At 64.4% G+C, this 12669-nt stretch carries 6 protein-coding genes; 2 read left to right on the plus strand and 4 right to left on the minus strand.

From position 1 onward, the window contains the following. Positions 1–31 precede the first annotated feature (31 nt). Positions 32–2671, minus strand: a complete 2640-nt coding sequence (pepN, locus tag CR152_RS18680; RefSeq protein WP_229413450.1) for an aminopeptidase N — start codon at positions 2669–2671, stop codon at positions 32–34. 137 nt (positions 2672–2808) lie between these two features. Here pepN and clpB point away from each other — a divergent pair, with 137 nt between their 5' ends. Continuing rightward, positions 2809–5391: an ATP-dependent chaperone ClpB gene (clpB, locus tag CR152_RS18685; protein ID WP_099876980.1), complete on the plus strand. Its 2583-nt coding sequence runs from the start codon at positions 2809–2811 to the stop codon at positions 5389–5391. Positions 5392–5452: 61 nt separating this feature from the next. Here the strand turns inward: clpB and CR152_RS18690 are convergent, their stop codons facing one another. The 3 genes from CR152_RS18690 to CR152_RS18700 form a co-directional block, all read right to left on the minus strand. Continuing rightward, complete coding sequence (locus CR152_RS18690; protein ID WP_099876982.1) at positions 5453–6499, minus strand: NF038122 family metalloprotease; 1047 nt, start codon at positions 6497–6499, stop codon at positions 5453–5455. Between the two features lie 340 nt (positions 6500–6839). After that, positions 6840–8639 (minus strand): response regulator, encoded by a 1800-nt coding sequence (locus CR152_RS34840; RefSeq protein WP_099876985.1) that lies wholly within the window; start codon positions 8637–8639, stop codon positions 6840–6842. Positions 8640–9077: 438 nt separating this feature from the next. Then, positions 9078–11492, minus strand: a complete 2415-nt coding sequence (locus tag CR152_RS18700) for a catalase (RefSeq protein WP_099876987.1) — start codon at positions 11490–11492, stop codon at positions 9078–9080. Positions 11493–11674: 182 nt separating this feature from the next. On the opposite strand from CR152_RS18700, the gene CR152_RS18705 reads away from it, so the two are divergent. Then, positions 11675–12643: a questin oxidase family protein gene (locus tag CR152_RS18705; RefSeq protein WP_099876990.1), complete on the plus strand. Its 969-nt coding sequence runs from the start codon at positions 11675–11677 to the stop codon at positions 12641–12643. The last annotated feature ends 26 nt before the right edge of the window (positions 12644–12669 follow it).

Below are 12669 nucleotides of genomic sequence, written 5' to 3' on the forward strand. Positions count from 1 at the left end.
GCGGGCCGCCAGGCGCGGCCCGCCAAGCGCATCACTGCTGCGGGAACTTCATCGCCTTCCTGACCGCCAGGCAGCGCCGCTCGTTTTCATGCTGGTCGCGCAGCGCGCGCATGGTCCCTTCCGATAATCCCTTCAATTGCTTGTCGGCCCTTGCCAGGCGCTGCACGCTGGCCGGCGTGCAGTCCTTCGGTATCAGGGTCGCGGCCCATGCGCGCATGTAGACCGGACCGGCGGCCTTGTCGAGTGCCGGCAGCTGGCGCAGGCGCTGCGCCGCGCTCATTTCGCTCAAGGCGCGCTGCGTGGGCGGATACAGGTTTTCCATCGCCGTGCGCACGCGCGAAAACGGCAGCGTGGTTTTCAGGTCCATGATCGTCGCCAGCCATTGCTGCTTGACGGCGGGATCGGGCCGGATCACGGCGGCGCGCAGCGCGGCCGTCTGGCCGGCGTCGGATTTGTCGCGTGCCTGTTCGGCCTCGCTCAAGGCCGCGCTGCCGGCGTACCCGGCGCGGCTCAGGGCTTCGACGATCTTCCAGCGCAGGTCCTGGTCCAGCGGCACGCCGTCGAGCACGGTGGCGCCATTCAGGACCGATACCAGCCGCTCCTGCGCTTGCGGGGTGGTGGCGGCGTTCAGGTAGGCGTCCATCCAGCGGTGCGTGAAGTTGGCGTTGCCCTTGCTGGCGAGGACGCCGCTCCATGCCATGTGTTCCAGCGCGGCGATGGTCTTTTGCGCGTAGCGCGGCGGCGCGTGCATCACATCGATGTAGTATTTTGCGCTCGCCACCTTGGTCAGCACGTCGCCGAGCAGGTTGTAGTTTTTTTCGAGCGGCGCGTAGGTCAGCGCGGTCTGGATGAAGCTTTCCAGCGGCAGTTCGCCATCGCGCACGCCGTCCCACAGGCTTTGCCACATCATCGCGCGCAGCAGCGGCTCGTCGATGGCGCCCAGGTGGCTGCTGACGGTGGCGAACGAGCGCTTGTCCAGCTTGACCTTGACGTAGCCCCAGTCCTGGTAGTTCGGATACACCAGGTCGGGACAGGCGCTGCCCACCAGCGCCGGCACCGCCGTCGTTGCGCCGCTATAGGTGACCGCTACGGTCGTCCCGCCAGTGAGCTTGCCGTCCACCAGAACGAAGGTGGCGACCTGCACGCGCTGCTCGCGCAGGGTCGGCAGCGCGGGCGTGGCGCCCTGGCGCAAGGTGAAGCTGGCCACTTTGCCGGCGCTGCAGCGGTACTCGGCCGCCAGCGTGTTCACGCCGGCCTTGTACAGCCATTGCTTTGTCCACGGCTTGAGGTCGCGCCCCGCGGCGTCGCCCAGGCTGCCGATGAAATCATCGAGCTGCGCGTTCTTGTACTGGTACTTCACGAGGTAGTTGTGCACGCCCTTGCGGAAAACCTCTTCGCCGAGCAAATGGCGCAGCTGCTTGAGGGTCGACGCGCCTTTCGAATAGGTGATCGCGTCGATGTTGTCGAACGCGTTCGCGGTCGACGCCACCGGCACCTCGATCGGGTGCGTGGCCGGGCTCTGGTCCTGCACGTAGGCTTCCTGCTTGCCCTCGGAATAAAAGGTTTGCCAGGCGCCGGTGAACTCGGTCGATTCGGCCGTCGCCATGGTCGCCATGAAGGAGGCGAAGCTTTCGTTGAGCCACAGGCCGTTCCACCATTTCATGGTCACCAGGTCGCCGAACCACTGGTGCGCCATTTCGTGCAGGATCACTTCGGCCAGGCTTTCGCGCTGGGCGTCCGTCATGGCCGCCTTGTAGAGAAACCCGTCTTCGGCGAAGGTGACCGCGGCCGCGTTTTCCATGGCGCCGTACAGGAAGTCGGGGACCATCAGCTGGTCGTATTTTTCGAACTGGTAGGGGATGCCGAAATAATTGTCGAAGTAGGCCAGGCCCTGTTTGGTGTACTTGAACCAGTCGCCCGGGGACACTTGCGCGGCGACCGACTGGCGCGCGAACAGGCGCATCGGATACGGGCCGCTGTTGTCTTCCCAGACCTTGTACGGCCCCGCGTGCATCGAAAAATTGTAGGCGCTCAGTTGTTTGGTGGCCGGGAAGGTCCAGCGCCGCGCGGCGCCGCGCTCCTCGATGGCGCTTTCGCGTTTGGTGGAGACCACCTGCCAATTGGCCGGGGCGGTGACGCTGAGCTGATAGGTCGCCTTCAGGTCGGGCTGGTCGAACAGGGCGAACATCTGGTGCGCCGCCGCCGGCTCGAAGTGCGAGTAGGTGTAGACCTTGCCGTCGACCGGGTCGACCATGCGGTGCAGCCCTTCGCCATTGGTGCTGTGGGCGCGCTGGTAGCTGACGGTCACGCTATTGCGGCCCGTCTTGAGGTGGCGCGCCGCAATCGTGATGTAGGCCTTGTTGTACTGCGGCGCGACCGCCACGCCGTTGACGCTGAGGGCAGTGATGGTGGCCTTGTCCAGATCGACGGTGATGGGCAAGCCGGTGTCGGCCAGGTCGAACTGCAGGGTGCTGGTGCCGCTGAAAGTGTCGGTGCCGTTCAGCGTGAAGTCGAGTATATAAGCCACGTTGGCGATGCGCTTCGATCGCGCCGCTGCCTCGGCCTGGGTGAGGGCGTCGGCGCGCACGGGCGCCGGGGCGGCGGCGCTGGCGGTGCAGGCGGCGCCGGCGAGAAGGAGGGCGCCGAGGGCGCGCAGGCGAGGAATAGACAAGGCGGCATCCCAATAAAAGTTTCAATAACGCAAGAATATCATGCGTGACACCTGCATCGGGCTGCATGCCTTGAAAAAGTCGGTCACGGCCCAATCTTTCATTCAAGTTAAATCACACTCTTTTGTGGAGCTCGACCATGCGCCAAGACAAAATGACCACCAAGCTGCAGGAAGCGCTGTCCGATGCGCAAAGCCTGGCGGTGGGCAATGACAATCAGTATATCGAACCGGTCCACCTGCTGTCCGCCCTGTTGAACCAGGACGATGGCGCCGCGCGTTCGCTGCTGCAGCGCGCCGGCGTGAACGTGGGCAGCCTGACCACGGCCCTGCGCAGTTCCCTGGAGCGCTTGCCGAAAGTGTCGGGCAACGGCGGCCAGGTGCAGGCGGGGCGTGAACTCGTGGGCGTCCTCAATCTGGCCGACAAGGAAGCGCAGAAGCGTGGCGACCAGTTCCTTTCCAGCGAAATGGTGCTGCTGGCGCTGACCGAAGACAAGTCCGACGCCGGCACCCTGGCGCGCGAAAGCGGGCTGACACGCAAGGCGCTGGAGACTGCGATCCAGGCCGTGCGCGGCGGCGAAGGCGTGAAGTCGGCCGACGCCGAAGGCCAGCGCGAATCGCTGAAAAAATACACGCTCGACCTGACCGAGCGCGCCCGCCTGGGCAAGCTCGATCCGGTGATCGGGCGCGACGACGAGATCCGGCGCGCGATCCAGGTGCTGCAGCGGCGCACCAAGAACAACCCGGTGCTGATCGGCGAACCTGGCGTGGGCAAGACCGCCATCGTCGAGGGCCTGGCGCAGCGCATCATCAACGGCGAGGTGCCCGACTCGCTCAAGGGCAAGCGCGTGCTCTCGCTCGACATGGCGGCCCTGCTGGCGGGCGCCAAGTTCCGCGGCGAGTTCGAGGAACGCCTCAAATCCGTGCTCAAGGAACTGGCGCAGGATGAAGGCCAGACCATCGTCTTCATCGACGAGATGCACACCATGGTCGGTGCCGGCAAGGCCGAAGGCGCCATGGATGCGGGCAATATGCTCAAACCCGCGCTGGCGCGCGGCGAACTCCATTGCGTCGGCGCGACCACGCTCGACGAGTACCGCAAATACATCGAGAAGGATGCCGCGCTGGAGCGCCGCTTCCAGAAAATCCTGGTCGACGAGCCGACCGTGGAAGCGACCATCGCAATCCTGCGCGGCCTGCAGGACAAGTACGAGCTGCATCACAAGGTGGAAATCACCGACGCCGCCATCATCGCCGCGGCCGAACTGTCGCACCGCTACATCACCGACCGCTTCTTGCCCGACAAGGCGATCGACCTGATCGACGAAGCGGCCTCGAAGATCAAGATCGAGATCGATTCCAAGCCGGAGGTGATGGACAAGCTGGAACGCCGCATCATCCAGCTGAAAATCGAACGCGAAGCGGTCAAGAAGGAAAAGGATGAAGCCTCGCGCAAGCGCCTGGACCTGATCGACGATGAAATCGCGCGCCTGGAACGCGAGTACAACGACTTCGAGGAAATTCTCAAGTCTGAAAAAGCCATGGTGCAGGGCACCACCCACATCAAGGAAGAAATCGAGCGCGTGCGCCTGCAGATGGAAGAGGCGACGCGCAGCAGCAACTGGCAGAAAGTGTCGGAACTCCAGTACGGCAAGCTGCCCGAACTCGAAGCGCAGTTGAAGCACGCCGAGGCCGATACCACCAAGCCCGTCGAAAACGCCAAGCCCAAGCTGCTGCGCACCCAGGTCGGCGCCGAGGAAATCGCCGAAGTGGTCTCGCGCGCGACCGGCATTCCGGTCTCGCGCATGATGCAGGGCGAGCGTGACAAGCTGCTGCACATCGAAGAAAAGCTGCACGAGCGCGTGGTGGGGCAGGACGAGGCGATCGTCGCCGTGGCCGATGCGATCCGGCGCTCGCGCGCGGGCCTGTCGGACCCGAACCGTCCGTACGGCTCCTTCATGTTCCTGGGCCCCACGGGCGTCGGCAAGACCGAGTTGTGCAAGGCGCTGGCGGGCTTCCTGTTCGATACCGAGGAGTCGATGATCCGTATCGACATGAGCGAATTCATGGAGAAGCATTCGGTGGCCCGCCTGATCGGCGCGCCGCCAGGCTACGTGGGCTACGACGAAGGCGGTTACCTGACCGAAGCCGTGCGGCGCAAACCGTACAGCGTGATCCTGCTCGATGAAGTCGAAAAGGCGCACAGCGATGTCTTCAACGTGCTGCTGCAGGTGCTCGACGACGGCCGCATGACCGACGGACAGGGACGCACGGTGGACTTCAAGAACACGGTGATCGTGATGACCTCGAACCTGGGCTCGCACAAGATCCAGTCGATGGACAGCGACGATCCGGGCGTGGTTAAGCTTGCGGTGATGGCGGAGGTGCGTTCGCACTTCCGGCCGGAGTTCATCAACCGGATCGACGAGATCGTGGTGTTCCATGCGCTCGATGAGAAGAACATCGGCGCGATCGCCAAGATCCAGCTCAAGCATCTGGAACAGCGCCTGGCGAAGATGGAAATGACGCTCGATATCTCGGAAGAAGCCTTGCAGAAGATCGCGGAGGCGGGCTACGACCCGGTGTATGGCGCGCGGCCGCTCAAGCGGGCCATCCAGCAGCAGATCGAAAATCCGCTGTCGAAGCTGATTTTGTCGGGACGTTTCGGGCCGAAGGACCAGATCCCGGTGCGGGTCAAAAACGGCAGTTTGACGTTCGAGTAAGCACGGATCGCATAGTCAAACTGGCGCAGGCGGGCACGCAGCCCGTCTGCGCCACGTTGGATCAACGCTTGCGGCGTACGCCCACCAGGCCAGCCAGGCCAAGCATGAAGAGCGCAATCGCGCCCGGCTCGGGAACCACGTTCCAGCCGATCACGTCAAAATACTGCACGTCCAGCGGCGACAGGCCGAGCTTTTCGCCACGGTCCGCGGTCGGGTCGAGCAGACCCAGATGCAGTTCATCCTGCCAGTGGCTGGCCTGCTGGCCGTCGCCATGGGTCGCGCCGGTGGAGAAGGTCGCCAGCTTGTTCTGGCATTTATCGAGCGAGAAGAACTTGGTGCGCGTGTCGGCCGACCAGTCCAGGTCCGCCGCTTTTTTCTTGCTATGGTCCGAGCAGCGATACAGGTCGCCCGGGGCGATGTAGGTGAATTCCGCGTCGGCATAGTCGCCGGTGAGGTTGTAATCGAGGATGTCGACGCCGCTGATGAAGCCGAGCGCGTGGCCGATTTCGTGCGCGGCCACGCCGATGAAGTCGTAGGCCTTGCCGTCGACGCCATTGCTCGGATCGAAGTCCCAGTTGAACAGGCTGCTGAAATTGATTTCGCCGTCAGAGACGTCATCCTTGGCGCCGGCCAGGCCGAGCGCGCGTGCGTTGGCGCGGGTCATGCGGATGTTGCTGTTGTTGTCGTCGCAGTTATCGTCCAGAAAGGGCGTGGCGCTGCCGACGCCCGACGGGTTGGTGCCGGTGCCGTTCATGATCACATTCAGGCAGCTGCTTTTCGACAGGTTCGACACGGCGGTCTTGTCGCTGATGCTCCAGGCATCCTTGGCGAGTGCCTTGCGGTAGTCATCGTAGCTGAACAGTTCCCGGGTCGAGCCGGTCGAGCCGAGCACGCCCGGCTCGAGCGCCATGAAGCCGATGTTCAGGTTGACCTGGACGTTGTCATGCAGGACGTTGGTCCAGCGCGTGGCAGCGGCCTGAAAGCCGGCCAGCGCCAGCGGATCCATGCCGGGCGCCGGGGTGAAGTTGATGACGAGTGCCTGGGCCGAGCCCGCGTAAGCGCACAGGAGGACCGGCGCGATCTTCAGTAAACGTTTTAAAGTTTTCATTTCCGCTTTTCAAGGTGTCGCTGATTAAAATCAGACTATTAATATATTTTTCATCACGCTTCATGCTGAGAAGCATTGGGTGCGTGAATTTCTCTTAAAAACGTATGCTAAAGAGCAAGTTTCGCGCCAGAATGTTAAGCCCTTGTTACTAAAGATTAAATTTTGGACAAGGCGAGATTTGACAGTTCAACTGTAAAGATTTCCGACAGTCGTGAGATGGGGAGGGTGCGGAGCGAGTCGCAGGCAATGACGCGCCCGCAAAGCAAAAAACCGTCCTTTCCGCAGCTGCAGGAAGGACGGTTTTTGATCGGGGCCAGGCCCCGGGTCTAGAGCAGAAAGATCAGCCGCGGCCCTGGCGCATGAAGCGCTGGATGTGATCGATCATGACCGTATCCGAATACGGCTTGCCAAGCAACACATCGACGCCGGCGTCAGCGGCCTTGGTCTGGTAGCTTTCCTCGGCACTGATCATGATCACCGGAATATGCGCCGTCAGCGGGTTCTCGCGCACGTGCCGGGTCAGTTCAAATCCATTCATGCCGGGCATTTCCACGTCGGTGATCAGGACGTCGGGCATGCGCTCGGCGATCTGTTTCATGGCATCGAGGCCATCTTCCGCCATAGCGACCTGGAACTGATTGTTGACCAGCAAGCGGTTGGTTTTCACGCGCACGACCTTGGAGTCGTCCGCGATCATGACGACCGTGTCCGCCGCGGCTTTCGGCTCGATCACGCGTGCCGGGGCGATCGGGGCGGCGGGAGCGGCAGGCTGCTGCTGTTTGGCCGCTGCTTCCTCGGCCAGGCGGGCAGCGGCGATGCGCTGCGCTTCCGCTTGTGCAGCCTGTTCGGCGGCGGCGCGTTCGGCCTCGAGCCGTATGGCCTCGAGCCGTACGGTTTCCGCGCGTGCTGCCTGCTCCGCCGCAATACGTTCCGCCTCGATGCGTTCGGCTGCAATGCGCGCAGCCTGCTCGGCGGCGACGCGTTCCGCCTCAAGGCGGGCGGCTTCTTCAGCGGCAATGCGTTCCGCTTCCGCCTTGGCGGCCTGTTCGGCTTGCAGGCGCGCCGCCTCGGCCTCGGCGAGGCGCTGTGCTTCGAGACGGGCGGCCTCTTCGGCAGCAAGGCGGTCGGCTTCGATGCGGGCGGCCTCTTCGGCAGCCACACGCTCGGCTTCGATGCGCTCGGCTTCTACGGCGGCAAGACGCTCGGCTTCGATGCGTTCGGCCTCTTCGGCCGCAAGACGCTCGGCTTCGCGCCGCGCCGCATCCTCGGCGGCGATGCGGTTGGCTTCGCGCTCGGCCGCTTCAATCGCGGCAATGCGTTCGGCTTCGAGCTGCGCGGCATGTTCGTCGGCCAGGCGTTTCGCTTCCAGCTGCGCCGCCTGTTCGTCGGCGATGCGCTGCGCTTCCAGTTGCGCGGCATGCTCGTCGGCGATACGTTTCGCCTCCAGCTGTGCGGCCTGCTCATCGGCGAGGCGTTGCGCTTCCTGGCGCGCCGCTTCTTCGGCGGCCTGACGTTCCGCTTCCAGGCGCGCGGCGTCGGCGGCGGCAATCCGTTCGGCTTCCACACGGACCGCTTCGGCGGCAGCGATGCGCTCCGCTTCCAGACGGGCCGCTTCGGCAGCGGCAATGCGTTCGGCTTCCAGACGCGCCGCTTCGGCCGCGGCAAGGCGTTCGGCTTCCAGGCGGGCAGCTTCGGCAGCGGCAACCCGCTCGGCTTCCAGACGCGCCGCCTCCGCTGCGGCAATCCGCTCGGCTTCGACGCGTGCCGCTTCGGCGGCGGCAATGCGTTCGCCTTCGATGCGTTCGGCTTCGATCACCGCACGGCGCTCGGATTCAAGGCGCTCGGCTTCCTCGGCAGCGGCAAGGCGTTCCAGGTCGAGGCGGGCGGCCTCGATGACGGCTTCGAGGCGTTCCGCTTCGGCGTCCGCGGCACGCTGCTCCGCTTCGGCTACCGCCGCGAGGCGCTCGGCTTCCAGGCGTTCTCTTTCCAGCCCGGCCAAACGGTCCAGTTTGGCCTGCTCCGCCGCGGCGCGCTCGGCGGCGGCGAGGCGTTCCGCTTCCACCCGTTCAGCTTCCTCGGCGGCATCCTTCTCAGCCTGGATGCGTGCGAATTCCTTGGCCTGATCGGTATCCTCGAGCATGGTCGGTTCATCACGCTGTTGCAGCCCTTTGATTTCCCGTTCGCGCAATACGTGCACGACGACACGGTAAGCCACGTAGAGGAGCACTAATATCAAAACGCCAATGCCGACATTTGTTTCGTAACTTGAAGTAAACACGCGAACAGCTCTCCGTCGTTACCTTTTTTCAAGGCAATTGGTTAATAAAAGGCGATCTTGGTTGTAGGCAACAATGATACACCGGCGCGCGGCAGAACACGATGGATGGTTGTAAGCATTCGTGTGTTCTTGTTGTGCGACAGACCGGCTGCGAGCGCGCTGAACGGCGATTTGGTATCGATTTTTACTACTTCCATAGCGCTTTTCATAAAGTGTATGGGCAAAGCGCGTATCACGCCACCTTTTTGCAGGACACAAAAAAAGCCGGCGGATTGCCGGCTTTACCACACCAACTGTCTCTTATACGGTCGGCGGATCGGTTTCCCTTGCAAAAGTGCGGTGCCGCGCTAGCGCCGTCTTGAACTGATGGAGCGCTTGCGCCGTCACGCCGGCGTTGGCATTGACGATGCCGGGATCGTCGCAGCCGTCCGGCAGGCTCTGAGGGATCGCGGCGTGGGCCAGCACGTCGGCACCGGTGCCGATGGCAAGGATCGGCTTGCCGTGGCGATACTGTTCGCGTACGAAGTCGAGCACGCGCGGGTCGCGCCCGAGCACGATGGCGGCATCTTCCCCGCCGGGCAGCACCCTCGCGTCGTACATGACCGAGGGACTGGCTTCGAAGGTGATTTCCACATGCAGGGACTGGCCGTCGAGCGAGCTGACCTGGCCGAGCCGCTGCCCCACCAGGCGCGGCACGGCGCCTTCTTCCAGCAAGGCGGTGTAGATGGCGCGCACCATTGCCCCGTCCGTGCCGGACGCCACCAGGATGGCCACCTGGCGCGTGCGGATGCCGGCCACGCCCGGTCGGCTGAGCAGCGAGAGGGCGGGCGAGGGCGCATACGCCGGCAGCGGCAGCGTGGTGGCCAGCGGCAGCGGCGGCGGCACGGCGATGCCCAGGCCCGCCGCGACGGCGCGCGCCAGGGTCGCATCCACATTGACCAGCCCGGCCACCATGCGCACCCGGATCGCCAGCGTTTCCACGCGCGTCAGCTCGAAGCGGAAGGCGTCGATGATGTGGGCTTGCTCCGGCGCGCTCTGGCTGATCCAGAACAGGCGCGCCTGCGAGTAGTGGTCGGCAAACAGTTCCGGCTTGCCGCGCACCTTGTTGCCGATCACCGCTTCGGGCACGCTGACAAAACCGGCGCGGCCGGCCTGGAACGGGCAGCCGCCGGCCAGCGAATTGGGCTCGTAGTTCACCCGCCCGCGATTGACCGACTGCCTGTGAAAGCCTTCGCGCTGGTTGTTGTGCACCTTGGCCAGCGGCGCGTTGATGGGGATTTCGTGGAAGTTGGGGCCGCCCAGGCGGGTGATCTGGGTATCCGGATAGGAATGGTTGCGGCCTTGCAGGATCGGGTCGTTGGTGAAGTCGATGCCGGGAACAATGTGCTGCGTGCAAAACGCCACTTGCTCGGTCTCGGCAAAGAAATTGTCCGGGTTGCGGTTCAGGACCAGTTTGCCAACCGGGAACACCGGGATCAATTCCTCGGGGATCAGCTTGGTCGGGTCGAGGATGTCGAAGGGGAAGGTGGCGGCCTCCTCTTCGGTGAATACCTGCAAGCCCAGTTCGTACTCGGGGAAATTGCCGGCCTCGATGGCTTCCCACAGGTCGCGCCGGTGATAGTCGGAATCGATGCCGCGCAGCTTGAACGCTTCATCCCACACCAGCGAGTGGGTGCCCTGCAGCGGGGTCCAGTGGAATTTGCACAGGCGCACGTCGCCGTTGGCGTTGATCAGCTTGAAGGTGTGCACGCCGAAGCCTTGCATCATGCGGTAGCTGCGCGGAATGGCGCGGTCGGACATGATCCACATGAGCATGTGGGTGATTTCGGGGCTGAGCGAGGCGAAGTCCCAGAACGTGTCGTGCGCGCTGGACGCCTGCGGCATGCCGTGGTGCGGTTCGGGCTTGATGGCGTGGGCCACGTCGGGGAACTTCATCGGGTCCTGGATGAAGAAGACGGGAATGTTGTTCGCCATCAGGTCCCAGTTGCCTTCGTCCGTGTAGAACTTGACGGCAAAGCCGCGCACGTCGCGCGCCGTGTCGGGCGAGCCGCGCTCGCCGGTGGCGGTGGAGAAACGCGCGAACACCGGGGTTCGCTTGCCGGCCTGGGCAAAGGGCGCGGCGCGCGTCAGCGTGGACAGATCCTGATACGACTCGAAGTAGCCGTGCGCGGCCGAACCGCGCGCGTGCACCACCCGTTCCGGGATGCGTTCGTGGTCGAAGTGCGTGATTTTTTCGCGCATCACGAAGTCTTCCAGCGCGATCGGGCCGCGCAGGCCGATCTTGAGCGAGTCCTGGTTGTTCGATATGGAAATGGCCTGGTTGGTGGTCAGGCGCTGCTCGGTATCGTCGGCGCGCACCCGGTCCAGCGAGCTGTTCAGGGCGTTGTCGCCCAGACGAGCAATGCCGGCGCCGACCTTGGGCGAAGCGACGTTTTCGGTGCTGGTGCTGGCCGTGGCCAGCGGGGTCGACGAGGCATAGGCTTCGCCGGTGTGGGGCGTGCGCGCCGCATCGCCATATTCGAGCGGTTTGGTGGCGTTGAAGGCGCGTTCGTCGGCCAGGTCCGCTTCGCCGCCGGCTTTGTCGAGCAAGCGCTCCGCGGTGGGATTGGTGGTGCCCAGGCTGCCGGGCAGGGTCGGGTCCGAGGGACCCGCGACGGTGCTGAGGATGGAACCCGCGCCGTCGGTGGACGGTCCGTTTTTTTTACGTGTGACCATGAAATACCTCTTAGAAAGAGTGGGGCCGGCGCCCCTGGCCTGTCGAGTTTGCATCGCTGCCGCAGCGCGGGATTGATCGCGAGCAGGTGAAAGGGCGCGGGAGATCACGGCGCTTTCACGGCGTGCGGGCGATGGCGGCCGGTGGTAGTCTGTCGGGCTGGTGAACCACGTGGAGAACATACATGGCGACATTGTCGGATACTTGCCGGGACTTGCTGACGCGCAGCCGGCGCTACGGGCCGCTGTATGGCGACCGGCTTGCCAATCACTTGCCGATGACGCTCATTGCGCTCGAGCGCATGGGCGCGTCGGGCGAGGCCATGGAGCGCGCGTTCGACGTCAATGCGCGCCGCTTGCAGCCGCACGATGGCGAGATCGGCGCGGTTGCGGATGCGCTTGATTGGCTGGGCGAGGGGCGCAATGCCGGCGGCCTGGAACGCTTTTTCCAGGAGAGTGTGCGGCGCGATGGCCTCGACGCCGTATTGCGTGACTGGGTGCCGCGGCTGTTGCCGGGCGTGTCGGCGTCGGCCTTTCATTGCCTGATCCGCCTCGCGTACGCCATCGATGCCGGCGATGTGGACGAGACCTGCGCCGCCCTGGCGTACTGGGTCATGGAATATGCGGCGCTCGATCTGGCGCCGGACGCGGTGGACGAGGCGCCGGCCGACATAGCGGCGCGCCTGGCAAGCGTTGTGGCCGGCCATGCGCCGTGGGACGGCATCATTATCGACCGCATGCGCCAGGCAGCGCGCCATCCGGGCGTGGCGGGCACGGCGATCCAGCCGGCCACGCTCGACCTGCGGCAGGTGGCGCAGTTCGCGCTCGCGGCCTACCATGCGCAGGAAGATTTCACGCTCTTGCATACCGTCACGGCATGCCATGCTTTTCGGGTGGTAGCGCCATACGCGGGCGACCCACGGCGCGCGCTGCGCTATCTGTGGGAAGCGGTGCTGGTTGCGAGCCTGACCGTGGAGCCATCAACAGCGCCCGCGCCGACGCCCGTTGCGGAGATTGACTGGCACGCCTGCATGGCGCAAGCTGCGCGGGCCACCGATGCGCATGTCGTCAAGCTGTGCTATTCGGCCTGGTGCGAGTCGCTCGTCTACGGCGACCCGCGCTATCTGGCGATTGCCGCGCGCAAGCTGGCCTGACTCATTAAACAGAAATCGCCATGTGA

The organism is Massilia violaceinigra, from assembly GCF_002752675.1.
GTDB lineage: Bacteria > Pseudomonadota > Gammaproteobacteria > Burkholderiales > Burkholderiaceae_D > Telluria_A > Telluria_A violaceinigra.